Annotated in this window: 24 protein-coding genes and 1 pseudogene; 7 read left to right on the top strand and 18 right to left on the bottom strand. The window is 70.9% G+C overall.

Translation table 11 applies throughout. The features are described 5' to 3' along the window. Positions 1 to 504: a DUF3887 domain-containing protein gene (locus ABZY44_RS03525; protein ID WP_356649895.1), complete on the bottom strand. Its 504-nt coding sequence runs from the start codon at positions 502 to 504 to the stop codon at positions 1 to 3. Between the two features lie 285 nt (positions 505 to 789). Here ABZY44_RS03525 and ABZY44_RS03520 point away from each other — a divergent pair, with 285 nt between their 5' ends. After that, on the top strand, positions 790 to 1,128 hold the full coding sequence (locus tag ABZY44_RS03520) for a PRC-barrel domain-containing protein (RefSeq protein WP_356649915.1): 339 nt from the start codon (positions 790 to 792) through the stop codon (positions 1,126 to 1,128). A 313-nt stretch (positions 1,129 to 1,441) separates the two neighbouring features. Here the strand turns inward: ABZY44_RS03520 and ABZY44_RS03515 are convergent, their stop codons facing one another. After that, entirely contained in the window at positions 1,442 to 1,837 is a 396-nt protein-coding gene (locus ABZY44_RS03515; protein ID WP_356649894.1) for a C40 family peptidase, read from the bottom strand. A 491-nt stretch (positions 1,838 to 2,328) separates the two neighbouring features. Here ABZY44_RS03515 and ABZY44_RS03510 point away from each other — a divergent pair, with 491 nt between their 5' ends. Beyond that, positions 2,329 to 2,652, top strand: coding sequence for a helix-turn-helix domain-containing protein (locus ABZY44_RS03510; protein ID WP_356649893.1), 324 nt, complete (start codon positions 2,329 to 2,331; stop codon positions 2,650 to 2,652). Positions 2,653 to 2,773: 121 nt separating this feature from the next. Here ABZY44_RS03510 and ABZY44_RS03505 read toward each other — a convergent pair whose 3' ends face one another. Beyond that, complete coding sequence (locus tag ABZY44_RS03505; protein WP_356649892.1) at positions 2,774 to 3,727, bottom strand: TetR/AcrR family transcriptional regulator C-terminal domain-containing protein; 954 nt, start codon at positions 3,725 to 3,727, stop codon at positions 2,774 to 2,776. Positions 3,728 to 3,905: 178 nt separating this feature from the next. On the opposite strand from ABZY44_RS03505, the gene ABZY44_RS03500 reads away from it, so the two are divergent. Then, positions 3,906 to 5,129, top strand: a complete 1,224-nt coding sequence (locus ABZY44_RS03500; RefSeq protein ID WP_356649891.1) for an FAD-dependent monooxygenase — start codon at positions 3,906 to 3,908, stop codon at positions 5,127 to 5,129. Positions 5,130 to 5,243: 114 nt separating this feature from the next. Here ABZY44_RS03500 and ABZY44_RS03495 read toward each other — a convergent pair whose 3' ends face one another. The 9 genes from ABZY44_RS03495 to ABZY44_RS03455 form a co-directional block, all read right to left on the bottom strand. After that, entirely contained in the window at positions 5,244 to 6,065 is an 822-nt protein-coding gene (locus ABZY44_RS03495) for a serine protease (protein WP_356649890.1), read from the bottom strand. A gap of 160 nt (positions 6,066 to 6,225) precedes the next feature. Beyond that, the gene (locus ABZY44_RS03490) at positions 6,226 to 7,680 is read right to left on the bottom strand and encodes a hypothetical protein (RefSeq protein ID WP_356649889.1); all 1,455 of its coding nucleotides are present in this window, start codon (positions 7,678 to 7,680) and stop codon (positions 6,226 to 6,228) included. Positions 7,681 to 7,824: 144 nt separating this feature from the next. Then, positions 7,825 to 8,295, bottom strand: a complete 471-nt coding sequence (locus tag ABZY44_RS03485; protein ID WP_356649888.1) for a VOC family protein — start codon at positions 8,293 to 8,295, stop codon at positions 7,825 to 7,827. A gap of 107 nt (positions 8,296 to 8,402) precedes the next feature. Further along, on the bottom strand, positions 8,403 to 9,047 hold the full coding sequence (locus ABZY44_RS03480; RefSeq protein WP_356649887.1) for a dihydrofolate reductase family protein: 645 nt from the start codon (positions 9,045 to 9,047) through the stop codon (positions 8,403 to 8,405). Between the two features lie 254 nt (positions 9,048 to 9,301). Beyond that, positions 9,302 to 10,627: a chitinase gene (locus tag ABZY44_RS03475; RefSeq protein WP_356649886.1), complete on the bottom strand. Its 1,326-nt coding sequence runs from the start codon at positions 10,625 to 10,627 to the stop codon at positions 9,302 to 9,304. Positions 10,628 to 10,677: 50 nt separating this feature from the next. Continuing rightward, positions 10,678 to 10,896, bottom strand: coding sequence for a hypothetical protein (locus tag ABZY44_RS03470; RefSeq protein ID WP_356649885.1), 219 nt, complete (start codon positions 10,894 to 10,896; stop codon positions 10,678 to 10,680). Between the two features lie 436 nt (positions 10,897 to 11,332). Further along, on the bottom strand, positions 11,333 to 12,160 hold the full coding sequence (locus tag ABZY44_RS03465) for a 2OG-Fe dioxygenase family protein (protein WP_356649914.1): 828 nt from the start codon (positions 12,158 to 12,160) through the stop codon (positions 11,333 to 11,335). A 241-nt stretch (positions 12,161 to 12,401) separates the two neighbouring features. After that, positions 12,402 to 12,998 (bottom strand): 3-hydroxyacyl-CoA dehydrogenase NAD-binding domain-containing protein, encoded by a 597-nt coding sequence (locus tag ABZY44_RS03460; RefSeq protein WP_356649884.1) that lies wholly within the window; start codon positions 12,996 to 12,998, stop codon positions 12,402 to 12,404. A gap of 41 nt (positions 12,999 to 13,039) precedes the next feature. Continuing rightward, positions 13,040 to 13,858, bottom strand: coding sequence for a 3'(2'),5'-bisphosphate nucleotidase CysQ (locus ABZY44_RS03455; RefSeq protein WP_356649883.1), 819 nt, complete (start codon positions 13,856 to 13,858; stop codon positions 13,040 to 13,042). A gap of 137 nt (positions 13,859 to 13,995) precedes the next feature. Between ABZY44_RS03455 and ABZY44_RS03450 the strand changes: the two genes are divergently transcribed. Both ABZY44_RS03450 and ABZY44_RS03445 read left to right on the top strand, forming a co-directional pair. Beyond that, on the top strand, positions 13,996 to 14,901 hold the full coding sequence (locus ABZY44_RS03450; RefSeq protein ID WP_356649882.1) for a LysR family transcriptional regulator: 906 nt from the start codon (positions 13,996 to 13,998) through the stop codon (positions 14,899 to 14,901). A gap of 306 nt (positions 14,902 to 15,207) precedes the next feature. After that, on the top strand, positions 15,208 to 15,663 hold the full coding sequence (locus ABZY44_RS03445; RefSeq protein WP_356649881.1) for a hypothetical protein: 456 nt from the start codon (positions 15,208 to 15,210) through the stop codon (positions 15,661 to 15,663). 111 nt (positions 15,664 to 15,774) lie between these two features. Here ABZY44_RS03445 and ABZY44_RS03440 read toward each other — a convergent pair whose 3' ends face one another. After that, the gene (locus ABZY44_RS03440) at positions 15,775 to 16,365 is read right to left on the bottom strand and encodes a peptidase inhibitor family I36 protein (protein WP_356649880.1); all 591 of its coding nucleotides are present in this window, start codon (positions 16,363 to 16,365) and stop codon (positions 15,775 to 15,777) included. 347 nt (positions 16,366 to 16,712) lie between these two features. On the opposite strand from ABZY44_RS03440, the gene ABZY44_RS03435 reads away from it, so the two are divergent. Then, positions 16,713 to 18,494, top strand: a complete 1,782-nt coding sequence (locus ABZY44_RS03435) for an RICIN domain-containing protein (RefSeq protein WP_356649879.1) — start codon at positions 16,713 to 16,715, stop codon at positions 18,492 to 18,494. A 76-nt stretch (positions 18,495 to 18,570) separates the two neighbouring features. On the opposite strand, the gene ABZY44_RS03430 is transcribed toward ABZY44_RS03435, so the two are convergent. Further along, positions 18,571 to 20,913 (bottom strand): Orn/Lys/Arg decarboxylase N-terminal domain-containing protein, encoded by a 2,343-nt coding sequence (locus ABZY44_RS03430; RefSeq protein WP_356649878.1) that lies wholly within the window; start codon positions 20,911 to 20,913, stop codon positions 18,571 to 18,573. A 308-nt stretch (positions 20,914 to 21,221) separates the two neighbouring features. On the opposite strand from ABZY44_RS03430, the gene ABZY44_RS03425 reads away from it, so the two are divergent. Then, the gene (locus tag ABZY44_RS03425; protein WP_356649877.1) at positions 21,222 to 21,422 is read left to right on the top strand and encodes a hypothetical protein; all 201 of its coding nucleotides are present in this window, start codon (positions 21,222 to 21,224) and stop codon (positions 21,420 to 21,422) included. A gap of 69 nt (positions 21,423 to 21,491) precedes the next feature. On the opposite strand, the gene ABZY44_RS03420 is transcribed toward ABZY44_RS03425, so the two are convergent. From ABZY44_RS03420 to ABZY44_RS03405, 4 genes and pseudogenes are all read right to left on the bottom strand, one after another. Then, complete coding sequence (locus ABZY44_RS03420; RefSeq protein WP_356649913.1) at positions 21,492 to 21,917, bottom strand: DoxX family membrane protein; 426 nt, start codon at positions 21,915 to 21,917, stop codon at positions 21,492 to 21,494. Between the two features lie 411 nt (positions 21,918 to 22,328). Next, positions 22,329 to 22,853 (bottom strand): annotated as a pseudogene (locus ABZY44_RS03415) (hypothetical protein); the annotation flags it as partial. Then, a complete protein-coding gene (locus ABZY44_RS03410) occupies positions 22,850 to 25,339 on the bottom strand; it encodes a nitrate reductase (protein ID WP_356649876.1) in 2,490 nt (829 codons plus the stop codon). The pseudogene ABZY44_RS03415 and the gene ABZY44_RS03410, both read right to left, overlap by 4 nt. A 373-nt stretch (positions 25,340 to 25,712) precedes the next feature. After that, on the bottom strand, positions 25,713 to 26,933 hold the full coding sequence (locus ABZY44_RS03405; protein WP_356649875.1) for a helix-turn-helix domain-containing protein: 1,221 nt from the start codon (positions 26,931 to 26,933) through the stop codon (positions 25,713 to 25,715). Positions 26,934 to 26,941 lie beyond the last annotated feature (8 nt).

Raw genomic sequence — 26,941 nt, 5'->3', positions numbered from 1 at the left:
TTACCGGACCGGTATGCCGGTGCGCAGGAAGTACAGACCCGTGAGCTGCCGGTCGTCGTTGAAGGTGACGCGGAATTCTCCGCTCTTCTTCGCCATCCGCAGGGGCACGTTGACCACGGTTCCCTGGACGGATGCGACCTGCTGGGGGTCTTCGTGTGCCCGGTAGGACCCGAACTCCTTCTGGTAGTCCTGCCATGACCGCGCGAGGAGCTCCGGGGACGCTTGGTGGCGCAGCGTCTCGTCGAAACGGTTCGAGACGGCGGTGAAGTCGCCCCGCACCACCTCGTCGAGCGTGTCCAGGGCGAGCTGCTTGTCATCGGCCGGGGACGGGACCGTCATCGCGGCCGGGACCACGGCCGCCGCGGGGACGTGCTCGTGCGCCCGGCCCGCGAGGGAACCGTTCGTCAGCAGCACGGCACCGGAAGCGAGCAGGGCCGCAGGAACGGTCCGAACGAACCACCGCTTCCCGAGGTGCGTCGTGTGCTTGCCGGACGTCAGGGCCATGGTCTTCTCCTTCTCCCGTTCGAGAGGTCGGGAGGGTCTACCTTGATGCGCCCGCTTCACCTGGGTCTCCTGCAACCACCCTTCATGATAGGGAGCCCACATGGCGGTCGCACGTCGGCCGTACCGGGACGAGACGATGTGGTCCGTGCGGGTGGCTCCTGCGCAGATCTCGCAGTTCGGGCGCTCCTAGGGGCAGGAATCGATCTGTTCGCAACGAAGGGGTGACGCGTCCTCGCGTCATGGCCCGTATTCCAACGACAGAGACGAGACACGCGCGTGACGGACATGTGGAGCTACACCTCCGAGTCGCAGTACTCGCCCGGAACCCGCCTGACCGGCTACAAGGTCGAGGCGGTCGACGGCCACATCGGCAAGGTCGACGAGGACACCGAGGAGGTCGGCTCCTCCTACGTCGTCGTCGACACAGGCCCCTGGATCTTCGGCAAGGAAGTCCTCCTGCCCGCCGGCACCATCGTGCGCGTCGACACGAAGGAGGAGAAGATCTTCGTCAACCGCACCAAGGAGCAGATCAAGAACGCTCCCGAGTACGAGAAGGACAAGCACCGCGGCGACGCCGCCTACCGCAACCAGATCGGCACCTACTACGGCAGCGACCACAGCTGACGCGGATCCCGCACGTGCGGCTGGGGACTCCCGCGCACAGGTGAGTCCAGCCGCCCGGGGCTGCCCAGCCGCTCGCTGGGCAGCCCCGGACACCGCTCCGCCGGGCCGTGCGGGCCCGGCGGGTGCCCTCGGTGCGTACGGCGGAGGTGGGGCGGCATGAACCCCGTCGCTGGTGACGTGACCGACCGGCCTCAGCCGGACGACGCACCGATGGAGTCGCAACATTCGGATCGGAGGCGTGAGGCGCGTTCGGCAGGGGGCCGCCGCTGATCGCTGTCCCCGCTCCGGCACGTACCCACCGGTGGGTGCGCCGTCAACGGGCGCGCCCGTAGCGGACGTTATTGCTCCAAATGCGTTCCAGCCTCACGCGGGTTCCCGGACGGGGGGCGTGCCAGATTCTGTCGTGGCCTGCGTAAATGCCCACGTGTTCCACGGTCGACCCCTGCGGGAAGAACACCAGATCACCCAATGCGCGTTTGTCGCGAGAAACGTGTGCGGTGTACTCGTACTGCTGCTCGGCGGTGCGGGGAAGACGCTTGCCGGCCTTCCGGAAGGAGTACAGCGTCAATCCCGAGCAATCGAACCTTTTCGGCCCCGTCGCGCCGCGCGCATAAGGGGCGCCTTTCTTGGAAGCGGCCGTGGCCACGGCTTTGGCGCCGTACGACGTGGCCGCTTCGGCCGGTGACACCGGTCCGGCCAGGGTGCTCACCGCCAGCAGGCAGAGGAGCAGAAGAAGGCGAGGGGGACGGAATCCGGTGATGCGTCGGACAACTCGGAGAGCCTCTCGGGCCTTATGGGAGTCGTTCCTGCAGACGGACATCGTAATACCTCCGCGTGTGGATGGACTGTCGGTCGATCGGATACCTGGGGAAGGTCCTGCTTTCTCGGATGTGGCTGCTGGATCGCAACGGCCGACAGTGTTCTCCGAAGTCGTCCCGAATTCAGGTCCGGGCATGGATACGAATGTATCGATTGTGCAACAAATTCGCGAACATATGGAAAAATCACTGGCGTTCGTCACCCTCTGTCTTTGTCTCCGCAGGTGAGGGACGGGCGGATCGGCGCGCGGGACGAGGGCGGGCGGGGCGCCCTGGCGAGCTCGACGACGAGGAGCTTGCGCCCAGCTCAGCTACCCGGCGTTTCGGCCCGCCCCGAAGCCTGGCGGCCGCCGCCTCCCCGGACATCGGCTTCCTCATCGCGATGCGCGCCGTACAGGGAGCCTCCAAGGCCTCGCTCCCCCTGGACCTGGTCCGCGAGGCGATGCCCAGGGAACGCACAGCCTCCGGATTCCGTCTCACCGCCGCCATGCTCGGCGGCGGGGCGGGAGCCGACCGCAACGACGAGCGGGTTCTGCGCGCGGCGCGCGAGGTCTTCGCCGAGCACGGGTGGAACGCACCCGTCTCGGAGATCGCCCGCCACGCCGGCATGGGCATGGGCAGCCTCTACCGGCGCTACCCCGCGAAGGAGGACCTCGCCCAGGCCCTGCGCGTGCAGGGCATGAACGCCCCGGCCGGTCGGAGCTGAACGACCTGGGGAACACCCCGTGAGCGGCTCCGCGGCCGCGTACTGACCCGTCGGGCGGCTCCGGATCCGGCCGTGGCAACTGCCGGAGCGGCCGACCGCCCCGTGGAGGAGTGAGCCTCCGTCACGGGCGGCCCTGAGCCGAGGCGAGGCCGTCGAGGAGACGTTGGAGCCCGAACTCGAAGAGGGCGTCGAGGTCGAGATCGTAACCGGCCTCGGCGAGGCACGAGAGCGCGGGGAACCGGCCGGTGTCCAGGATCGCCAGGAGCACGGGCTCCTGGGTGTCCATCCACTCTTCGCTGTCGAGGCCGCTGGCCGCCTCGGCCTCGCGCTCGGTCTCCACGTTGAAGGCGATGCCACGGGCGTAATTGAGCAGCGTGAGGTGCGCCGTGAAGGCGGAGTGCAGGTCGAATCCGTGCGCGTGCAGGGTCGTGAGCATCCACTCGCTGTACGGCAGTGCCGAGGGGAGCATCTGGGGTCGTGTGACCGACAGGGCAGGTGCGAGCCAGGGGTGGCGGCGGAAGAGGTCCCAGAGCTGCCGGGCCGCCAGTTCGATCGCCTCCCGCCAGTGGTCCGGCGGGTCTGCGGGCAGCGGGCTCTGCGCCATGACGCTGTCCATCATGCGCATCAGCAGGTCGTCCTTGTCGGCCACGTGCCGGTACAGCGACATCGTCGCCACTCCGAGCTCGGCGGCCAGCCGACGCATCGAGACCGCGGCCAGTCCCTCCGTGTCGGCGACCGCGACGGCCGCACCGACGATCCGTTCGAGCGTGAGCGCCGTCGGGGCCGAAGACGCCTCGGACGCGCCGGCGGGCCGGGCGGCGGCAGCGGGCCGGGCGGCCCGTACCGGGCGGCCCGGTGCCGCCACGACCGTCCCGACGCCCGGGACGGCGCGGACCACGCCCTCGCGGCGCAGTTCGGAGAGCGCCTTGGTCGCGGTGGCCATCGCGACGCCCCAGTGCCGGGTGATCTCACGGGTCGAGGGCACGCGGTCGCCCGGGGCCAGTTCGCCCGTCTCGATCCGTCGCCGCAACTCCGTGACGATCTGGCTGTAGCGCGATACCGCCTGTCCGCCCACCGAGCCCCCTCCGCACTAGTGCACCTGGATGGGCGCCATCCTAGCCGCGGACGCCGGACGATACCCGCACATCAGCCCCCTCCCACCTTGCCGCACTAGTGCAGCACGGTCGGACATGGCATGCTGGCAGGCGATTCTGCGCTTGCTCCCTCCCATGCGTACGGCGTACGTTGGCGGCATGCCGAACAATGAGGTACTCATCTGCGGCGCCGGCATCGCGGGGCCGGCGCTGGCGTACTGGCTACGCGAGGGAGGGTTCGCGGTCACGGTCGTGGAGCGCGCGCCGGAACCCCGGCCGGGCGGGCAGACCGTGGATCTGCGCGGCGCCGGCCGCACCGTGATCGAACGGATGGGCCTGATGGAGCGGGCCAGGGCGGAGAGCGTGGACCAGCGCGGCCTCGCGCTCGTCGACTCCACGGGCCGCATCACGGCCCGGCTGCCCGCCGACGGCTTCGGCGGCGAGGGGATCGTCTCCGAGATCGAGATCCTCCGCGGCGACCTCGCCCGTCTGCTGTACGAGGCCACCCTGCCGGACACGGAGTACCTCTTCGACGACACCATCACCGGCATCGTTCAGGACGCGGACGGGGTCACCGTCACCTTCGAGAAGGCCGCGCGGCGCCGGTTCGCGCTCGTCGTCGGCGCGGACGGGCCGCACTCCGTGGTGCGCGCGCTGGCCTTCGGCCCCGAGCGGGACTTCGTCCGTCCGATCGATCTCTACACGGCTTGGTTCACCGCCGTCGACGACCTGGAGCTCGACGGGTGGTATGTGATGCACAACGCGCCCGGCGGGCTGGTCGTCTCGGCGCGGCCCGGCCGCCTTCCCGGCGAGATCAAGGCCGGTTTCAGCTTCCGCTCTCCACCACTCGCCTACGACCGGCGCGATGTAGCGGCCCAACAAGGGCTCATAGCCCGCCGCTTCGCCGACGTCGGCTGGGAGACCCCACGCCTGTTGCGGGCCATGCGCACCTCCTCGGACTTCTTCCTCGACCCGATGGGCCAGGTCCGCCTCGACAGCTGGTCGCGCGGCCGCGTGGCACTCCTCGGCGACGCCGGCTACTGCGCGACCCCGCTGACCGGTCTCGGGACGAGCCTCGCTCTGGTCGGCGCCTATGTCCTGGCCGGTGAAATCGCCGCCGCCGACGGAGACCACGGTGCCGCCTTCCGTCGCTACGACACGGTGATGCGTCCGTACGTGAGCCAGGCACAGCAGCTCCCGCCCGGCGGAGCCGCCGGGTACGCGCCCTCGAGCGGGCTCGGCATCCGGCTGCGCGACCTCTCGATGCGCTCGATGACCCGCTGGCCGATGCGGAACCTGCTCGCCGCACAGTTCGCCAAGGCCGGGGCCATCGCCCTGCCGGAGTACGGTCCCGCCGCAGATCTCCGGGACCGGCCACTGTGACAGCGACGGCGACGGCGACTGTCCCGCCGCCCGCGAGGCGGCCCCTGTCCAGGGGCCGCCTCGGGGGGTCTTGGGGGGTCGTTCGCGCCGGTCTCGGCGAGGGACCCTACGCGGTCATCGACCGCTGTTGGTCTTCATGGTCTTTTCGATCCAGCCCGCGTAGGCGGGCGCGCTGGTGTAGAGGCCAGGGCCCTGCGAGCACGGCACGTCCGGGGCCCCGGGGCCCGAGGTCACGCCGATCAGCTCCCAACGGCCGTTCCGGCCCTTCTGGACCTGGGGTCCCCCGGAGTCCCCGAAGCACGCCATGGCTCCGGGCACGGTGGTGATCGTGCACAGTCGGGTCCGGCCCGCGTAACCCGGAGCGCACTCGGACTCGGCGCCCCGACGGGTGTTCAGCTCCTGCAGCCGGTCCGGGAACGCGAACTCGGTGTCGGACGTGGTACCGAAGCCCAGGAGCCTGGTCGGCGTGCCGGGATTCCCCGGCTGCTTGGCAATCTTGATGGGCTTCCCGGCGACCGGGCGGTCAAGGCGGACCAGGGCGATGTCGTCCTTGTTGGGGGCCTTGTTGTCACCGTTCACATAGCCGGGGTGGACGAAGGCCTGGTCGATCTTCCGGACGGTGCCGCCTGACGTGCGGTGTTCGCTGCCGAGGCGCACGATGCCCTCCAGCTCGAGGCCTTCGCCCTGCACGCAGTGGGCCGCCGTGAGCACCCACTGCTCGTCGATCAGCGATGCCCCGCAGTTCCCGTCGAGCACGCCGGCTGTCGGGGCCGACATCGGAATGGACGCCATGAACGGGTAGCGCTCGGTGGAGTCCGACCCGTTGACGATGGCTCCGGCGCTGCCGGCCATGACGGTGGCGCAGGTAGCGGCGGCGAGAGCGCCGACGGCGGCCGCGCGGGCGGTACGGCGGTGCAGCGGTTTGAAGCTGAACACAGAGATTTCCCTCTTTTGCCTGGTGGATCTGTACGCGTTCAGCCTCGTTCTTCCGGATCCGCCGGACCATCCGGGCAGCGGGTCGGCCGAGGGTGGGGCCAGCCCCCCTGTGTACCGGGGAAACCCGGGCCCGGGAGGGGGGCTGCCGTGGCGCGGCTGATCAGTGGCTGTCGCCCGGGCGGTAGACGCTGAGGTCGCCGTAGGCCGACAGAACGCCGTCAAGGTCACCGGGTTCGCGCCGCAGGGTGGTGTCCAGAAAGGCGAGGGTGGTGGCGGCGACGACGCGCGGGCTCTCGGTGCGGCCCAGGGAGCCGACGATCGAGGGCACGGGCGGCAGATAGAGGGGGGCGTCCATGAAGCTGAGGTGTGCGGCGCCGGGGAGGGTGAGCCGGTAGCTCGTCGCCGTGCTGAGCTCGAGGACCTCGGTGAGGCGGGGTATGTAGCGCGGGTCGGTCTCGGCGCCGATGTCCTGGGTGAGCGCGAGTGCCGGCTGGGGGAAGGGGAGCCGCTCGGGGTCGCGAGGGTAGCCGTCCAGATCGATGACGGCGGCGAACCGGCGGTCCTGGCGGGCCGCTTGGAGGGCGGCGCCGCCACCCAGGGAGTGGCCGGTCACCGCGGCCCGGTCGGTGTCCAGACGGCCGGTCAGCGGACCGTCGATCTCGCCCCGGTCCAGACGGCCCAGCTGAGTGAGGACGAAGCTGAGGTCCGCGGCGCGGATCCTCGTCGTCTCGGTGGCCCGTTTGTCGTCTTCGTCGTCGTCGCCGGTGGAGGCGATCTGGGTTTCGATCGTTCGGCCGTCGGTGAGGACGACCGCGGCCGAGTCGTAGGGGTGGTCGAGGGCGGCGACCACGTAGCCGTTGCTGGCCAGTTCCTCCGCCCAGGCGGTGTTCTGTGTGCGCACGCCCCCCAGTCCGGGAGAGAACAGGACGACCGGGAAACGTGCGCCGTCGGGGGCCGCCGGGGCGTCGACGACCGCGTGGGTGTGGGCCCGCGGGGGGCCGTCGATCAGGAAACCGGGGAAACCGGCATAGTCCGCGAGGGCGCCGGACACGATGCGCGCCTCCTGCTCCGTGCGACCGAGATAGGTGGCCCGCCGCGCGCCTGCGGGGCTCTTCTGTGCGGGGTACCAGAGCTGGACCACGACCGTGCGCCGGTCGTCGGGTTCGGGAGTGGCGGTCTCGGGGCGGTCCGTGTCGGTCCACTGCATGACGTGGGTGCCGACCGCGAAGTGGCCCGTCGGCTCGGGGAACACGGGTACGGGAAACGCCCAGGCGGCCGCCGGGCCCGTGGCGGTCAGGACGAAGCAGGCCAGCGACCCCGGCAAGGCCACCCACCATCGGGCCCGCCTCGCCGGTCGGCCTGTGCGTCGTCGCATCAGAGGAGCGACGGCGAACGGCAACACGAGGGCGGCGCCCAGCAGGACCGGCAGCATCTGCCAGCGGATGCCCACCACGCCCAGCACGATCGCGGACAGCACGAAACCGCATGCCGCCGCGGTCGTGACGGGTGGGCGGACGGCGGGGGGAAGCCAGCGCGCCGCCACCAGCGCGACGGCGCCCAGCAGGACGAGGATTTCCAGCGGGGACAGTTGCAGTCCCGTGATGATGTCGGTCACCCGGCCATCCTCGGCGCGGGGGACGCGCTGCCACGTCCCTCCAGGGTCGTCCTCGCGTACGACCGGAGTCGTAACCGCGACATGTCTCCGTGCGACCGAAGTCGTATCCGGGTTTACGGTTCGTGCGGCCGAAGTCGCCCCCGGTCAGCTCTCGGACGCGTCGGTTCCTCCGTCTCGGCGCAGTTGCTCGGCGAGTCCGACGATGATGCCCTCCGGGCCGCGGACGTAGCAGAGCAGATAGCTGTCCTCGAACCGGGCGATCTCTCCGAGGAGCCCGGCGCCGTGGGGGCCCAGGCGGGCAACGGTGTCCTCGATGTCGTCGACGGCGAACATGACGCGGTGCGTGCCCAGGACGTTGTGCGGCCGGTCGCGCGGCCCGGCGCTGATCGCCGCGGGGCTGCGGTACTTCGCCAGTTCGAGCCGGCTGTGACCGTCCGGGGTCCGGAGCATCGCGATGTCACAGCGGACGCCGTCGAGTCCGGTGCACTGGTCGGCTACGGGGCCCTCGACCGTCGCCCTGCCCTCCAGCTCCATTCCGAGTTCCACGAAGAACGCGATGGCGGCGTCCATGTCCTCGACGACGATGCCGACGTTGTCCATCCGCTGAATGGCCATGCCGATTCCTCCTTCTTCCTCGTGCGGCCGGTGGCGGCTGCGCATGTCCCTGGGACGGAGCCGGTACCACGTTCTCGACATCCGCAGGACGCCGGACTCCGAAACGTTCAGTGGCCGTTTCCGGCACCGCGGTCGGGAGCGCTCATGTCTCCCGTGGCGGGGGTGCCGTCGGCAAGCCCGTAGCGCAGGTACACGGTGCCCTTCTGTCCCGCTGCCGGCGGTTCGAGGAGGGTGAGGTTGGTGGGTACCTCGCCGCCGTCGAAGAGCTTCTTCCCGACGCCGAGGACGATCGGGTGCAGCCAGAGGTCGAGGCGGTCGAAGAGCTTCTCGCGCAGGAGGGTCTGCACCAGGTCCAGGCTCCCCACGACCTTCACGTGCTCGTGCCGGTCACGGAGCTCGCGCACCGCGGCGGCCAGATCGGGGCCGAGCTGCGTGGACCCCGCCCACGAGAGGTCGGGCCGGCCGCGGGAGGCCACGTACTTCGGGACGCTGTTGAAGAGCGTGGCGATCTCGTTGTCCTCGCCGCCGTGCTGATGAGGCCAGTAGGCGGCGAAGATGTCGTAGGTCCGCCGACCGAGCAGCAGGGCGTCGGTCCCTTCGTACGCGGCACCGATCTGCGCCCCGGTCACCTCGTCCAGCAGGGGTGCCTGCCAGCCGCCGAACGGGAACCCCACCGGGTCCTCGTCGGGGCCGCCGGGCGCCTGCCCGACGAGGTCGAGGGTCGCGAACAGCTCGATGTGGATGAGGCCCATGGCTTGCTCCCGCTGAGTCGGTTGTCTCCGTCAAGAGATAGACCCGCGGGCGCCCGCAAACTCATCGCAACGCGCCGATGGCCCCATCGTTCACTCAGGGTGACCGGTCGCCTTGCTCTGAGCCTCGTCAGTCCGTTGCGGCGTGTCGACGCCTGGGAGCAGCGAGGTCCCGCCCGGTCCTTCGACCGGGCGGGACCTCGCCCTCTCTTTCGTATCAGCTCAGGATCCGCGGCGGGACTGCGGCAGGCGGGCGGTCAACGGCCCTGGAGGGAGCGGACGTTGTCCGCGAAGGTCCAGCCCTTCGAGCCGTCCCAGTTGACCGACCACGTCATGAGCCCCTTCAGCGAACCGCCGAAGGCGTTCCATGACTGGCTGACCAGGCTCGGCGTCATGTAGCCGCCGCCCGCGCCGGGTTGGGCCGGAAGGCCGGGCACCTGCTTGTCGTAGGGCACCTTGACGGTGGTGCCCTGGATGGTCAGGCCGTTGTTCAGGCAGGTGGTCTGGGCGGTGAACCCCTGGACGGTTCCGGCCTGATAGGAATCGCCGGAGCAGCCGTACATGCTGCCGTTGTAGTACTGCATGTTCAGCCACCACAGCCGGCCGTTGTCGGCGTACTTCTTGATGATCGGCAGGTACGAGCCCCAGATCGACCCGTAGGTGACGCTTCCGCCGGTGACGTACGCGGTCTCGGGGGCCATGGTCAGGCCGAAGCCCGCGGGCATCTGGGCCAGCACGCCGTCGATGATGCGTATCAGGTTGGCCTGGGAGGGGGACAGCGTGTTGATGTTGCCGCTGCCGGACAGGCCGGTCTCGATGTCGATGTCGATCCCGTCGAAGTTGTACTTCTTCAGGATCGGTACGACGGTCGCCACGAACCGGTCGGCGACCGTGCTGGAGCTCAGGTCGATGCCCGCGGCGGCGCCGCCGATCGACATCAGGATGGTCCCCCCGGCCGCCTTGGCCTGGCACATCTCCGCGGGGGTCGAGACCTTGACGTTGGCGTCCATGCCGTCCTGCCACAGGACGGTGCCGTCCGAGAGGATCACCGGGAAGGCGGCGTTGATGACGTTGTAGCCGTGCGCGGCGATCCGGGTGTCCGTGATGGGCACCCAGCCCATGCCGGGGTGGACACCGTTCGAGGCGCCGTCCCAGTTCTCCCAGTATCCCTGGAGCACCTTGCCCGGCGGCTTGGGTTTCGTGGGGCAGGTGTCCCCCGGCGGGGTGGTGGTCGGCGGCGCCGTGGTCGGAGGAGCGGTGGTGGGCGGCGCCGTGGTCGGAGGAGCGGTCGTCGGAGGAGCGGTCGTCGGAGGGGTCGCGGTCGGCGTGGGGTCGGTGCCACCGGGGCCGGTGAGCGAGACGTCGTCCGCGTAGTACGCGGGCTGCCCGTACCAGCCGTGCAGATAGACCGTCACCGAGGTGGTGCTCGGGCCCGTGGTGGAGCCGACGGTGAGCTGACCGTACGACGGGTTGCCCGGCGTCCAGGTGGACGAGGCACCGGTGATGCCGGTGCCCGTGGCTCCGAGGTAGACGTAAGTGCCCTGGACGTAGGCACTCAGTGTGTACGAGGAGTTGGGCTGCACGCCGATGGTCTGGGTGCACTGGCCGGTGTCCTGGCCGCTCGGCGTGGCCTTCAGCGCGGAGCCGCCGGAACGGGCGGGCTGCTGACGGCCGTGCCGGATCCGCTGGAGCAGACCCAGCCGGAGAGCCCGTTCTCGAAGCCGGAGTTGGCCACCAGGTTGGTACTGACGGCTCCGGCCGAGACGGTGCCGGCCACGGCCAGGCCGGTGCCGATGACGGCGACGGCGCTCAGAGCGGCGAGGGAGCGCCGCAGCGTGGTGCGTCCGAGCACGGTGTGGCCGGTCCGGCCGGCCTGGTCGCCTTCGGGGCGGCCGGGGTCCGCACGAGGGCGGAAGACGCCTGACGGACGCGGAGTGCGTGACCTCCGACGGAACATGGTGCGCTCCCTTCCCGCCGAGCGTCATGGGCATGACCGACGCGTGGGGGCGTGACGCCCGGCTCTGGGTGAGGTGGGGACATGTGGGGCTGTGCCGGACCGGATCGTAGGAGGGATGCCGAGGCTGGTCAATAGGTCTGGACCAATAGGCCGGAATGCAGGTCGGCGCACCTCCCGCCGGACTTCCGGTCGGCTCCCGACGTCGGCGCCGACCGCGCACCGGGAGGCGGCCGTTGGGTCCTCGTCGCCTCGCGGGCCCACAGACCGGGGCGGTCCGCACGGCGGGCCCGCGCGATCCGGCGGAGGCGGAGTCGAGGGCCCGGCTCTGCCGTCAGAGCTGGGGGACGTACGGGGCGATGCCGACGATGACGATGGAGCGTTCACCCGGCCCCGGATCCGATCCCGCGCGGACCGGGCCCACGTAGTGGCTGACCCGGTGGTCGTGGACGGCGTAGCCCTCCAGCGGGTCGCTGAGGGTGAAGTGGGCGTGGATGTCCGCCGTCGGGATCTCCTCGGGCCGCAGGCCCGCACTGTCCGCGGTGGCGATGAGGTTCTGGCCGCCCTCGACGTTCTTACGGCTGATCAGGTGGGCGAAGGTGAACGTGCCCGTCGAGCCTCCGTCCTGGTGAAGGCAGTCCGGAGACGAGACGGCGACCTGCCCGCGGTGGTCGACGCCGAGTTTGATCACGTGGACACCGACCCACAGCGGCCGCCTGCCCAGGTCTTTCAGGCTCAGGACCTGTCCGATGTCCCAGCGCAGGACGCGCAGCAGCAACGGGTTGGTGCGCAGCACCTCGGGGAGACCGGGCAGAACGCGGCGCGGCCGCGGGGACGCGGCGTCGTGATCGCCGTGGGAGAGCTCGGTGACCGTGCCGTGGACGGGGTCGGCGACTTCGGGAATCCAGGACAGCGCGTCCGTCCACGGCAGGTACACGGCGTGGGAGTACCGGCGGAATCGTTGGGTGCCGGGAGCGTACGGGTCCGGCGGCAGGTCCGCGCAGACCTCCTGGATGACGGCCAGGTCCTCCGCGACGGAGCCGGCCGGGGCGATGCCGAGCTGCTCGGCCCCGTAGCGGGCGAAGCCACGCTCGCGCAGGCCGTCCATGCCGTCGGCCGGCCCCCTCGTGCCGGAGAGCGACTGTCCGCCCGACTGAGCCATCTTCACGTGTTCCTCCTGCGGGTCGGACCGGTGGCGGCGCGCCGTCGGCCCACGCCACCGACCTTACGCACGCCTCCCCCACCGCGACCGGGCGGGCGGACGGGCACGCGGCGGTGGTGGCCCCCATCAGGTGCGCGTCGTACGCGTCGCTCCCCCACCGCCCGGCCGGCACCGGCCCCCGGCCGCGCTGTCGCGTCCGTGCGGGACGCGAACCCGCCCGCGGCCGTGCGGTGGGTGCGGCTCAGCGGGCGACGGAGAGCGCGAAGGGCGCGAATCCGCTGGAGCGGATCACATGCGGCACGAACAGGATCGCGGCCTCCGTGGCGCGCGCGGTCCGGATGCCCCCGAGGTCGGTGATCCATTCCTTCCGCCAGCCGAGGTCGGTGAGCATGTCGCGCACGGTCTGCTTGGCCTGCGGGTCCTCACCGGAGAGGAACGCGGTCGGCGGCTGGGTGAGCAGGGACGGCGCGGTCATCACCGGGAAGAGCATCGTGTTGAGTGTTTTGACGACGCGGGTCTCGGGGAGCGCTTCCTGGAGCTGTTCGGCGAGGCTGGATCCGGGGTAGATCAGGTCGGCGGGCAGTCCGTCCGGGCCGTCGGTGGTCGCGTTGGAGACGTCGACGAGGATCTTGCCCCGCAGTTCCGCGCGCAGGGCGGCGAGACGTTCCAGTGAGCCGGCGCCCGGTGTGGCGTTGATGACGATCCGGGCCGTGCGGGCGGCGTCGGCGGCCGCGCCCTGCGCCCGCTCCGCCACGGTGACCCGATGCCCCGCCCGGGTGAGGGCTGCGGCCAGGTTGCCGCCGACGCGGCCGTTCCCGAGTACTGCGATCTCGTTCATACCGATGCGCTCCTCTTGGTCTTTCGGTTTCTCGGCAGGGTTCAGCGGGAGAGTGTCGCGACGGCATCGGCGTGGACGCCGGGTGCGGCGGCCAGGAAGCCGTCGCTCTGCGGGGTCCAGGGGCGGCCCTCGGCGTCGGAGATCCGTCCGCCGGCCTCCAGGACGAGCAGCGCCCCGGGGAGCAGGTCCGCGCGGGCCCCGGCGAACTGCCAGAAGGCTTCGGTCCTGCCGGCGGCGACGTTCACCAGGTGCAAGGTCGCGGGCACGGAGGTGCGCACGACGAGTGCGTCGAGGAGCATCGCGGTGATCGAGGAGCCGGCGCGCCGCACAACCTCTTCGTCTTCGTCGGGTCGGGCCTGGCTGGTGGCGACGATGCTCAGGCCGAGGTCCGCGGTCGGGGAGACGCGCAGGGGCCGGCCGTCGAGATGGGCGCCGGCTCCGGTGAGCGCGGTGTACGTCTCTCCGGTCACCGGCAGGTGGACCACGGTGAGGACCGGCTGGTTCTCGCGCACGAGGGTGGCGGTGACCGCCCATTCCGGCAGGGCGTGCAGGTGGTTGACGTTGCCTTCGGCCGGGTCCACGACCCACCACTCGCCGGGCGGCAGCGCCCCGCCGTCGAGTTCGTCCTCCACCCAGCCGGCGTCCGGGCGGAGGTCTGTGAGGCGGGGGCGCAGGATGTCGAGGGCCGTGTCGTCATTGGCGGCGAGCGCGCGCATCATCTCTTCGCGCGTGTCGTAGCGGACCACCTCGCCGAAGCGCTCGAGCAGCGCCGATCCGGCCGCGCGCACGGCGATCACGGTCCGGGCGAGCAGGTCGGCGTCGGAGAGGGCGGGGGCCGAGGTCTGAAGTGTCGCGGACATGGTGGTGCTCCTGTCTGAGGAGGTCGGTGAAGTCGAACGGGGCCGAGCCGCGCGTTCCGTCGTGCGCTTACGCCTCAACGGTAGGGAGGCCCGGCATTAACTTCAACTGCATGTCAAGCACGGCTAGGATTACTCGCATGCAATTGGATTTGAATTTGCTCACCGCGCTCGACGCCCTGCTCGAGGAGGGGAGCGTGGCCGGGGCCGCCGCCCGGCTGCACGTCACCGCGCCCGCGATGAGTCGGAGTCTGGGCCGGATCCGCCGCACGACCGGGGATCAGATCCTGGTGCGCACCGGCCGCACGATGACCCCGACGCCGTATGCGATCGCCGTCCGGGCGCAGGTGCACGAACTGCTGCATCAGGTCCACGGGGTCCTGGCACCGAGCCGGGAACTCGATCTGGCGACGCTGGAGCGCACTTTCACGCTTCGCTGGCACGATTCCCTGGTCTCCCTGAGCGGACCCGCGCTGCTCGCGTCCGTGCGGGGACAGGCGCCCGGCGTGCGCTTGCGCTTCGTCGCGGAATCGAGCGTCGACACCCCCGAGTTGCGGCGCGGTGAGGTCGATCTGGAGGCCAACGCCAACCCGCCGGGCGCACCGGACATCCGTGCCGAGAACGTGGGCGAGACCCGCATCGTCGTCATCATGCGGCGGGGGCACCCCCTGGCCCGCGGCGGGACCCTCACGGCGCAGCGGTACGCGGCCGCCGAGCACGTCACCGTCTCGCGACGTGGAAACCTCGGCAACGCCCTCGATGACGCCCTCGCACGGCTCGGCCTCAGCCGCCGCGTGGTGGCGACCGCGCCCACGGAGGCGGCGGCGTTGGCGTTCGCGCGCGACGGCGATCTGGTGCTCAGCGTCCCCGAGGCCACCACGCGTTCCGCGGTCGCGGACCTCGGCCTGGTGGTGCTCCCCCTGCCGCTCGAACTCCCGTCGGCGCCGATCTACCTGTCGTGGCACCAGCGCTACGACACCGACACCGCCCACGCCTGGCTGCGCGGGCTGGCGCGAAGCGCGCTGGCCCTGTGCGCCACCCCGTAGGCGGCGCGCGGCCGGACTGCCGTGGCCCGCGGGGCACCCGTCCCGACGGCCATGGCGCCACCGTACGGCCTGATGCGACACGTTCGGCCGGCAGCCGCCTCCCGTGGAGACGGCCGGCCTGGCATTACGGTGGGCCACGAAGATCTCCGGCAGGTGTGTTTTGCAGAAAGCTCCACCCCACCGGAGACCTTCGCCGTACACACGACCGGACGACTGCCCACCGCATGCGTGACCACTCCCCCCGGGGCGTTCCCCTGGGACGCATGCGGACGCATGCGTCTGCTCACCGGGGAAGGGCTGTCAGACATGGACGAACGTGACGACGACCGGACCGCCGCTGTCGCGGGGCACGAGTGCCCGAGGGAAGTGAGCGAGGAGACGGTGGCCGCTCTGGGGGCTCTTTCCAAGGCGCTGGAAACCACCGAGCGGGCCCGCGGTCACCTCTACAGCTTCCACCAGCTCACCGGCACGGCGGACTTCGAACTGGACGATGCGGTCCGCCTGCTGCGGAAGGCGGGCCACCACCGGGAGGCGGAGGTCGTGCGGCGCGAGATCATCGGACGCAACGTCATCCCCGGCCACTGGACGTTCCAGATCATCGAGGCGTACAACGCGACCTATCACCGCCCTTTCGCCGCGCTCGAACAGCGACTGGTCCGTGACCTCGCCGACGGCCGCGACCATCTCTACGAAGCCAAGCTGAAGACAGTGCGCAGCACCCCGGGTCACCCCGCGCACACCCGGGAACCGGAGGCCTCGTGACAGGCCGTCACCGGACGGAGGACGGCCCCGGCGATCACCACGCCGGGGCCGTCCTCCGTCCGGGTCGCGTGCGCGGCCTTGCGGGCCGTCGCGTCGATCCTCACGCCCTCCCTAGCAGGGGCTCAGGTACCAGACCCATCCCCACGGCGCGTTGCGGTCCTCGCTGTAGCCGCCGGGCGAGGTCCACCCGAGGTTCCGGTTGACGTCGTAGAACTTCGCGTGGAGTGCGGACCGTTGGTTGTTGATCCACGATCCGGTGCCGCTCCAGGGAATCTCGGTCATGGTGTCGCAGCTGTAGAGGCGTATCTCCACGCCCGTGAAATCCGGACCCGAGAAGGCACACACGTAGGTGTAGGGGCAGGCGCCGGCCAGGCTTCGTTCGTCGCCCACCGCCGCGGCGTGGCGGGGACGGCTCTCCCCCGGCAGGGGCAGGAGCAGCTCTCCCCGTCCCCCGGGCAGGACGATCCGGTCGGCGGAGACCTGCGTTCCGCCCATCCGGGCGAGATAGCCATCGGCCTCGTCCTGCAGGTTCCCGGCCTGGGTGCCGTCCAGGCCGAGAGCGGCTGCCTGGGCCGAGAAGTCCGGGCGGCCTCCGGCCGCGCTGGCCGCGCTCATCGTCGCCGCGGATGCGAAGAAGGTCATCAACAGTGCGACGACGACCTTCCACGACCTGGCCGTGCTCAGGGTTCGGTGCTTGGTCACTGGCTCACCTCTCTGGTGGGGATGCTGACTGGTACCGGCCGCACTCTGGCCGTGCGGCCGGTCGTTCGTCGGCCGGAGGGGTCTTCGCCCCCCGCACTCGTGTGCCGACGCACTTACGCCGTCTGTCCGGTGGATTCGAGACAACGGCGTGCCTGGTGGTGGACGGCACAGCCGAACCGGTGTTCCGTGGTGCCGCTCCGCTGTCAGACACTGCCGGGCGCCGTGCTTGTCCGCGCCGGTCCGGGCAGGACCGCGCAGACCAGCCGGTGGGTAGGGGACGGACAACTTCGGTTGTCCGCGGACAACCGAGGGGGACCATGGGCAGGACGGGACGTCCACAGGGGGACATGAAGGGCGCGACACGAGCAGCCGACGACCTAGCCCTGCTCCTGGTCGAGCTGACCGCCGAGCTGACGGTGCGGGAGATGGCGCAGCGCTACGGCGGCGGCAGGACGATGTGGAGCGAGTACCGGTGCGCCGCCCGGATCATTCCCCTGGGAAGGCTCAACACCGTCGTACGGGACCGCGTGCGGGACGGACGTGGACGCGAGGAGATGCTGCGACGCGCGCGCGGTCTCCACGAGGCGGCACTGATCGCCGAGGCGGAGGCGGGCCCCGAACCGAAGCTGGAGGAGGCGCTCCGCCGCGCGGAAGCCGATCTCGCCGAATCGGAACGCCTCGTGAGGAGCCTGCTCTCGATCGTCACCCTGCTGACGGAAGAGCCCCCCGCACCCCGGCCGGAGGCCGGATCACCTCGGGCCGGACAGGAGGAGCGGGACGGGCCGGACGGGCCGGACGGGCGGGACGGGCCGGACGGGCGGGCAGCACACGGGAGCGGTGCGCCCGAACCTGAGCCCGAAACGCCGTCACACGGACTTGTGGAACGGGCTTTCGGTCAGCTCGGTGCGATGTGGGCCGCCCGGCTGGCCGCTCGGCAGGTGCTCGCCGATACGAGGGCCCGGTACCGGGCACTGCCCGCCGGGGACGGCCGGAGCGCCGTCGCCGGCGGCGACGTGACCCTCGCCCTGGCGCGGATCGCCGACGCGCTGGAGCACGGCCGGTGGGAAGCCGAGCGCTTGCACCAGGAGGTGCGGAGCGAGCTCGGCAGCGAAGGCCACCGGGAGGCGCACGATGGTGCGGCCCTCGAGGGTGTCGTCCTGGAGCGGACCGATCGGCCGTTGTCGGCGGCCGCCGCCCGGCCGGTGGACGGCCCGGAGCCCCCGCCCTTGCCGTACGACCTCGCGCCGTGGCCCGCGGCGGGAGGGGGCGCCGTCGTGGCCGCGCGCCCGGGGCCCAACCGCACCCTGCTGGCTGGTGTCGCCGCGGCCGCGATCCTCGGCATCGCCGCGATCGCCGCGATCGCCATGGTCGCCGTGGTCGCCGTCGGCCATCAGCGGAACGCGGCGACCTCGGCCGTGAAGGGCTCCGCGGAACGTCAGCTGCCGGGATCCCGTGGCGCGGCGCGCCCATCGGCTCCCGCGACCCCCACGCCCTCCACTTCGTCTCCGGGCGGCACGCTCCCGGACGCGTCGCCTCCCCCGTCGGCCTCTCCCGGCCTCCCCGCATCGACGGGGTCGCCCGCGAACGGCGCCTCTCCGATTCCGTCGTCCTCGTCCTCTTCCTCGCCCTCCGGGGCCGCAACCGCCACCGGCGGTCCCGTTCCCGGCACGACGGCCGTCCCGTCCCCTTCGGACGGTCTGCTCCAGCTGTCCAACGCCGGGAGCCGCATGTGTCTGTCCGTGCCCGAGGGGAGCAACGCCCCGGCCGACGGCCTGATCCAGTCGTCCTGTGGCGACAGCCTTGAGCAGCGCTGGCACCTCACCCCGGAATCCACGGGCACGGCCGGCACCGTGTACTCGGTGCGCAACCGGTACAGCGGCTTGTGCCTGTCCGTCGAGGCGGCCCGCGTCACCAACGACGCCCCCGTCACGCAGTACGACTGCGGGGACAGGGAGGGCCTGTTCCCTGACCAGTTCTGGACGGTGCGGTACCAGGACGCCTCCCGTGCCTGGCAGCTGGTCAACGTGCACAGCGGCAAGTGCGCCTCGTCCCGGGCGGGGAGCCGGGAGAACGAACCGGTCCTCCAGCAGGACTGCCGCGAGGATCCCTGGTTGCTGTGGCGGATCTGAACGGCGGCTCCGTGAGTGACGAGTGCGGCGCGGCGCCGCGGATCGCTGAGGGCCCTGACGGCTGCGCGTGCCGGTGTCATGAGCGCCAGCGCGTCCGGACGTCCTGGCGTACGCATTCGATGAGGTAGTCGCCGGTGTCCGGGTCGATGGTCACTCCGTGCGCTTCGCTGTGGAAGCCGGGGAAGTCCCTGTCGAAGGTTTCCAGCGCCCTGAGGTAGCGCAGGACGGGACTGTCGGGATCCCCGAGGGCTTCTCCGGGCATCAGGACGGGGATGCCGGGCGGGGTGACGGTGACCATGGCGGCGGCCACCCTGCCGGCGGCGTCGGTCAGACGCAGGCGTTCGGTGCCGCCCCGGATCAGCTGCTGGTAGCAGGTCCGGGGCGGCACGACGGGTTCGGGCAGCTGCTGGAAGGCCGCGTCCAGGGCGTCGATCAGTTCGGCGCGGGTGAGGTGTTCGTGCATGTCCTGGCACAGACCGCGCAGAGTCGAGCGGCCGTAACGCTGTGGGTGGCGCTCGACCAGGTGGGGCAGGACGTGGCGCAGGGGGGCGTCGGCGTCGTGGAGGGCCTTGAAGTCCATGAGGGCGTCCATCAAGGTGCCCCATTTCCCCTTGGTGATGCCCATGGAGAACAGGACGAGGGCGGTGTAGGTGTCGGTCTTCTCCACGACGATGCCCCGGCCGGCCAGGTAGGCGGTGAGGATCCGGGCAGGAATGCCCCAGGAGTCCGCCCGGCCGCTCGCGTCGACGCCGGGGCAGGTCAGCGTCACCTTGATCGGGTCCAGCAGGCACTGTCCCCGGCTCAGTCCGGGGAAGCCGTGCCAGTCCGCGTCGGGGTCCAGCTCCCAGCAACGGGGGTCGGCGGCCAGCAGCGCCGGGGAGGCGTCGGCGAACGGGACGCTGCTCCCGTCGGCCGGGTCGGTCACGGTGTCCGGCTGCCAGACGCCGAAGAACCACGGCGGCCGGTCGCCGGCGGCCGCGATCCGTCGTCCGGTACGGACGACGGCCTGCCGGAAGCGGATCGCTTCGGTGACCGCCTCGTTGATCAGCCACTCGCCCTGCGGGCCGTCCATCATCGCCGCGGCAACATCCAGCGAGGCGATGGCCGGATACAGGGCGGAGGTGGTGCCGTGCATCATGAACGCCTCGTTGAACCGATGGTGCTCGACCGGTGCCCGCGGCGAGGACTTGACGTGCACCATGGCCGTCTGTGACAGGGCGGCCAGCAGCTTGTGCGTCGACTGGGTGGCGAAAACGGTCGGACGCTCGTCGCCTTCGAAGGTGTCCGGGCCCACCGCCATGCCGTACCGGCCCTCGTAGAGCGGGTGGAAGCGCGCGTAGGCGAACCAGGCTTCGTCGAAGTGGAGCCGGGGCGTACTGGGTGCCAGGGCGCGCGCGGTCCGCACGGTGTCGCAGCACAAGCCGTCGTACGTGGAGTTGGTGACGACCGCGTACTGGGCTTGCGGGGAAACCGCCCCGGGCAGCAGTGGATGGGCGGCAATGCGTGCGGCCACCGCTGCGGGCAGCGTCTCGCTCACGGGCAGGGGACCCGCCAGGCCGTAGCCGTTGCGGGTCGGGACGAGGTAGACCGGTCGCGCGCCCGAGATCACCAGCCCGTGCAGCACCGACTTGTGACAGTTGCGGTCCACCAGGGCGATCTCGTCGGTGGTGACGCAGTAGTGGCCGACCATCCGATCGGCGGTGGAATTCCCGTGGAGTACGAAGTACGTCCGGTCCGCCCCGAAGATCCGGGCCGCGTTTCGCTCCGCGTCGCCGATGGGGCCGCTGTGCTCGAAGAGGGAACCCAGCTCCTCCACCGAGATCGACAGGTCGGTGCGCAGGAGGCGCTCACCGTAGTAGTCGAAGAACGCCCGGCCGACCGGTGACTTCAAGAACGCCACTCCGCCGGAGTGCGCGGGGGTGTGCCAGGAGTACTCGTGCGCGTCGTCGAACAGCCTCAGCGCCTTGAAGAACGGTGGCAGGACGGTGTCACCGTAGGCGCGAGCCGCGCTGACGACCCGGCCGGCGATGAAGGAAGGGGTGTCCTCCAGCGGCCAGATGTAGCCGACGGCGATTTCCGCGACCCACAGGGGCAGCCGGTCCAGGCCGAGGTCCGACGTCTCGGACATCACCACGAAGACCGGCAGGTCCTTGAAGCGGCGGGAGATCTGTCGCAGCACCGTCCCGCCCCCGCCGGAGGCCTCTTCGCCGCTCTCCGGCGGGAGGTCCCACGCCACGACGGCGGCCGTCAGCCCGGCCTCGGTACTCAGTACGGCGCCGGCCCCCTCGACCGTCCGCGCCCACCGCACTTCCAGCCCGCGGTTCTCCAGCTCCTTGGCGATGCGTCGCAGCTGTTCACCGCCGACGCCCCGGCCCAGCGGATCCTCGCGCAAGGCCAGTAGGACAGTACCGTTCGCCATGAGACTCCCACCTGCGTCGCACCGAGCAACCGACGGGGGAATTGTCGAGGGCAGGTCCCACGCGCCGCGCCGAAAACACCCGGCACGTCACCCGTACGGGGAGATCGCGCCCCGGTCGCGCGTCGGGGCGGATACGGAGGGACCGCTCAGGACGTCGGCAGCGGGCGGCTCCGGCCGAGCACTTCACGGCCGGGCCCGCGCTCGCGGCGGCCGCGCGTCCGGGTGGTCGGGCAGCACGGCGCCTTGTCCCGCGCAACAGGGCGTGGCAACGTCGTCAGTCCTTGATCAACGGTTGAAGGAGACGCACGATGTCCGAGGACCTGGCAAGCGACATCATCCGGGAGCTGGAAGGCGTCGTCGCGTCGTCCGGCCTGCCGGAGCACACCGTCGAGTTGCTCCGCGTGTCCCTCAGCCAGGCCCGGACGGCGAAGGCGGCGGGTCACGACCAAGAAGCCATCACCATCGCCGATCAGGCTCTCCAGACGGCGCGGAACGCGACCGGCGGGTAACGGCCCGGGAGCGCGCAGCGCGCGCCGATTCGCCGCCCGACGCCCGTACCGTGCCGTGCTGCCACTGACTCAGTCGATGTGGAACAGCGGTCCCGTGATCGTGAGGCCGAGGTCGTGGCCGGCGTACGAGAAGAAGGCGAACAGAACGAGGGCGGCACCGCCCAGGCTGATGTCTTTGAGGAAATGCACCATCTCCATCTGGCGGGCCTGGCCGTCGCCCTCCTTCCAGTACGCGTGCATGATCACCGCGGTCGGGAAGAGGAACGCGGCCAGGAGGAGGGCGCCCAGGTCCGCCCAGAGCCCGACGGCCACCATCAGGCCTCCCGCCAGGAGCAGCAGTCCACTGCCCGCCACCGCGCCGGCCGCGGCTGCGGACGGGACGCCGCGGCTCTCCACGTAGCCGGTCATGGCCTTGGTCTGTGTCAGGTGGTTGAGCGCCGAACCGAGGAACAGCACCGCGAAGAGAATGCGTCCGACAAGCACCAGGACATCCATCGCGACCTCCGGAAAAGGTGCGGCCGGTACGACGACGAGCCGTGCCGGTACGACTGGCGAGCGGCGGCCGGCGGCCTCGGCCACAAAGAAATCATAACCGGGCCGGTACGCAGCGCTACTGCGGCCGTCCGGGCTGCGATCTGACGTGCGGGGGCGGCCGTCGCCGCGTCATCGGTGACGTCGGCCTCCCGGCGGGCGGCGTCGTTGCGCAGCGAGCCGGCGACTTCCTCCAGGTGCGCGGCCGCCTCCAGTCCCACCAGGGCCACTTCCGCGCCGCGCCGGTTCACGGACGGTGGCGGCTCCCGGCCCCCGGGCGGCGCCGGTCACCACGTCAACGCGGTCGCACAGGGGCTCCGGGTGCGTGGTGTGGGCCATGAGCCCTCCGAGGGGAGCCGAGAGCCGTGGGGCTAACAGGCTGGTCAGCACCTGGGGGCAGAGATTTTTGATCATGGTGTTGGTCCAGCGCATCTGGCGCAGGGTCTGGGGATGGCAGGAGGAGGCAAGGGCCAGGAGCTTCGCGTCGCGGGTGGCCTGAGCCGTCTGGGCCAGCATCTCCCAGTGGAGGGAGTTGCGCGCGGCTGCGAGGTGCAGGCCGCAGAGGTCCTCCAGCAGGACCAGCCCGCTCTCCGGCCCACCCGTCCGGTCTCCGGACGGCGGTGCCGTGCGGGGCCGGTCCGGGCGGAGCGTGGCGGTCGTGTCCATGAGCGTCGTGCCCGTGAGCATCGTGTCCGTGAGCGTCGTGTCCGTGAGCGGCCCCTGGACGTCGCCCGTCTCGGCCAGACGCCTCGCGTGCTCTGCGGACCACCGCGCCAGATCGGTGGAGACGTGGTGCACCTCGTGCTCGTCACGGTGCGTGTCGGCCACCCTGAGGAACTCCGACGCGAGGTCTTCCTCTCCGTGGTGCAGGGTCCGCAGGGTCCATAGGGTTCCGTTCACCGCACACCTCCCTCGCGCCCGGACCGCCCGTCGCCGAACGCGTGGACGGCGTGCGCGGACGGACCGCCGACCGTCGGGGGCGCGCTGCCCGGCCGGGCCGGGGCGGAGGCCGCGGTGGTGGGCGCCGGCGCCGACGCGCCCTCCGCGCGCTCGACGAGCGTGAGTGCGGCCGCCGAAGTCTTGAACAAGGGCTGTTTGGAGGCCGGGTCCCAGTCCGTGACCGTCGTCTCGTTGGCTGCCCGCCCGGGGGTCCTGCCGTCGGGGCCGTGGCCGGCGGGGGTGTCCCAGTAGCCGTAGTGGAACGGTACGAACAGCATCCCCTGGCGGACGTCGGTCACGCGCACCCGTCCGCGCAGGCTTCCCCGGGGAGACGCGACTTCCACCAGGTCTCCTTCTTCGAGGCCCCGTTCGGTGGCGTCGGCGACGGACACCTCGACCCACACGTCGGGAGCGGCGGCGTTCAACTGGGGCACCCGGCCGGTCTTCGTCCGGGTGTGGAAGTGGTAGATCGTCCGTCCGGTCGTGAGTTGGAACGGGTACTCCGGGCTGGTCGGTTCGTGGGGCGGCAGGTAGGCGGCGGCCTTGATCATCGCCTTGCCGTCGGGGTTACGGGCGCGGTAGTCGACGGCGCAGTCCGCGGCGCCGGTCTCCAGGTCCTTCCCGCAGGTCTCGCACAGGTCGGGACGGGCCCAGCTGACGCCGTCGGTGTAGAGCCGCTCCGTTCCCTCGGGCGCGCGCTCGTTGCACGGCCACTGGATGCCGCTGGGGCCGCGAAGCAGGTCGTAGGTGAGGCCGGTGTAGTCGCAGGGGCGGCCGGCGCTGCACCGTTTCCAGGCCTCGAACGCCGACTCCGGGTCGTGCCAGTGGAGCAGGGGGGCACCGTCCTTGTCGCGGAAGTCCATACGGGCGGCGTAGTCGAGGAAGATCTCGAGGTCCGGCCTGGCCTGGCCCGGCGGTTCGACGGCCTTTTCGGACAGGTGCACGGTGCGGTCCGCGTTGGTGAACGTCCCTGTCTTCTCGCCCCAGGTCGCGGCGGGGAGCACCAGGTCGGCCAGCTGGGCCGTCTCCGTCAGGAACAGGTCCTGGACGACGGTGAACAGCCGCTCCTGCGCGAGGATGGAGCGGATCCGTGAGAGTTCCGGCAGGGACACGGCGGGATTGGTGCCGCTGATCCACAGCAGGCCGAGGGATCCCTGTTCGGCGTAGCGGAAGATCTGCAGGGCATGGGTGGGCGGGGCGTAATGCGGGATCCGCTCCGGTTCGACGTTCCACACCCTCGCCAGATCGGCCACGTGCTCGTCGTTCTGCCAGTTCCGGAAGCCCGGCAGGTCGCCGTCGGCACCGCACTCCCGCGTGTTCTGTGCCGTGGGCTGTCCGTTCATCTGCAGGACGCCGGCCCCGGGACCACCGAGCATGCCCCGAACGAGGTGCAGGTTGTTGACCTGCACGGCGGCCGCGGTGGCCTGAGGGGACTGATAGACCCCCTGCAGGACGGTGGACAACAGCCGTTCCGCCGTGCCGAGGACTTCTGCCGCTTCGGTGGTCCGGACGGCCGGGACGTCGCAGACGGCCGCGGCCCACGCCGGCGTGCACTCCTCGACCTGGGCGCACAGCTCGTCGAAGCCGACGGTGTGGGCGGCGAGGAAGCCGTGATCGATGCGGTCCGTCCGGATGAGCTCGTGCAGGAGGGCGTTGAGGAGGGCGACATTGGTACCGCCTCGCGGCGCGAGGTGGACCTCGGCCCTCCGGGCCACGGGCGTGGGGCGGGGGTCGACACAGACCAGGCGGGGTGGATCGCGGCCGTCGAGACGGTCCAGGATCCGCATCCACTGCACGGGCTGCGTCTCGGCGAGGTTGTGTCCGAACAGGGCGATCACATCGGCGTGGTCGATGTCGGCGTAGGAGCCCGGCTGACCGTCGCAGCCGAAGGATTCCTTGAGCGCCTCGGCCGCGGTCGCGGTGCACAGGCGGGTGTTGCCGTCCAGATGATTCGTGCCGATGCCGGCCCGGGCGAGCACCGCAAGCGTGTAGTACTCCTCCAGGAAGAGCTGGCCGGAGGTGTAGAAGCCGATGGAGCCGGGTCCGCGCTCGCGCAAGAGGTCCTGGGAGCGGGAGACGAGCCGCCCCATCGCCGTCGGCCAGTCGGTCTCGACGAGCCGTCCCCCCTCGCGGATCAGGGGCCGGCGCAGCCGGTCCGCGGAGGCGTTGGCCTGCCAGCCGAAGAGGTCCTTCGGACCCAGCCGACCCCGGTTGACGCGGTCGCTCGCACGGCCCCGCACGCCGACCATGCGGCCGTCCACGACCGCGATGTCCATGGCGTCTCCGTCGGAGTGCAGGATCGAGGCAGCCCGTACCCACCGCTGGACGTCAGCGGGGCTCACTCCGTCGGCCAGACAGGTGTCCGTACGCACCGGCCACGATCCGTCGCGCCCGTACGGCGTACGGGCTCCCCAGGGCTGGGCGATGCGGTCCAGGGAAGCTTCCATGATCCGCTCCTGCCCGTGGCGATCGATAGATCAGCTGTGACCGGCACTGCGTACCGGCCCGCGCTCGACATCATCCCGCGCCTACCCCGCGGCGGCCTGCGGACACCCCCTTGGTCTCGTCCGGTCCTCCAACCAGTGGTCCTCCCACGAGCGTCCCCCTCTCCCCCTGTCTTCGTAGGTGTTACAGGGCGCACAACGGTGGATCTCATGCCCAGTAGCCCCAATTGACATCGAATCCATCGAATCCATGGCGGCTACACCACCTCGCGCGGGACCACCTCGCGCGAACGAGTCCTCGCGCAGTGCGATGCCGAGGCGACCGTGATCGGCGTGTCGCCGAGGGCGCGGCGCATGGCCGTGCCACCGGGCATCGCTAGTCCACGGGAAGGAAACGAGCGCGTGAGTCGCCGTTCTTGGAGGACGTGAGGTTGGCTGCCGTCATCGCCACGCGGAGGAGTTGGATGCCGTGCGGGCTGCTGGGATCGAGTCCGCTGAGCTCCCGAATCCTCTGGAGGCGGTAACTCAGGGTCCTCCGGTGGATGTTGAGTGCCTTTGCGGTCTGTTCACGGTCGAGCTCGTAGAAGAAGAGCGCGTCGAGAGTGAGTCGCAGATCGGTCCCCTGTTCGAGCGGTCCCAGGAGGTCGACGAGCCGGTCCTGCAGTGCCGGCTGCCGGGAGATCGCCAGCTCGAGGACCAGTTCGCTCGCCGTGTAAGGGCGCGCCTGGGCATCGGGCATCGCCACCACCACGGACATGGTCTGCCGCAGTTCGCGGAGCGTGTCGGGGACTGATTCCACCGTCGCGGCCAGGGCGTGGGCGGCGCGTACGGACCGGACCGTTCGAGAGGCCGCGGTCACCAGCTCCGCTCCCAGGGCCTCCGCCGCGGCCTCGTCCCCGTTCACCGGGAGCAGCACCATCATTTCGTCGCGCCGCGCATGCGTCGACCAGAGGATCCCTGGCGACGACCGGAGCAGGCTGCGGCTCTCGTCCACCGCACGGGCGAGGGCGCCTTCCTCCCGCAAGAACCCGCAGACGAGGATGAGATAGCCCTCGGGGAGGAGGATGCCCGCCGCCGCGGCCATGGACGTGACCTCGGTCGACGCGCGTAGCACCTCGGCAAGCAGTTGCCGGCGGGCCTGGAGCGTCTCGCCTCGTTCGACGCGCGCCGTGTCGTGGTAGCCCGCCATGGCGGCCGCGATGATCCGGGCGTTCTCCTGCGCCCCGTACGTGATCAGCTTGGCGAACTCTGCGTAGTTCTCGGAGTTCGCCACCGACAGGATGTCTCGCAGACCGGCCAGGTGCCCCACCTCGAATCCGTCGCGGAGGTCGGACGCGGAGAACGAGTCGAACAAGCAGCGATGGGACCCCATGTTCCGGAAGACCTCGAGATCGGACTCGACGAAGGGAGCCTGGCCGTTGTCGAACAGGTCGAGCATGCGGACCGTCACGAAATGCAGCTCAGCCGGGATCTCTTTGGGGCGTTTCGCATGCAGCTGCGCCACTTTGGGAATTTCACTCGTCGCCATGTCGAGAATCTTCGAGACGGTGATGTCACGTCGGGCCTTCAGCTGCCTGACGAGCGCCGAGTCATTCATGTGACACA

Origin of the sequence: Streptomyces sp. NPDC006544 (assembly GCF_040611715.1) — a bacterium.
Lineage (GTDB): Bacteria > Actinomycetota > Actinomycetes > Streptomycetales > Streptomycetaceae > Streptomyces.
This window is presented reverse-complemented; position numbering and strand designations above follow the sequence as displayed.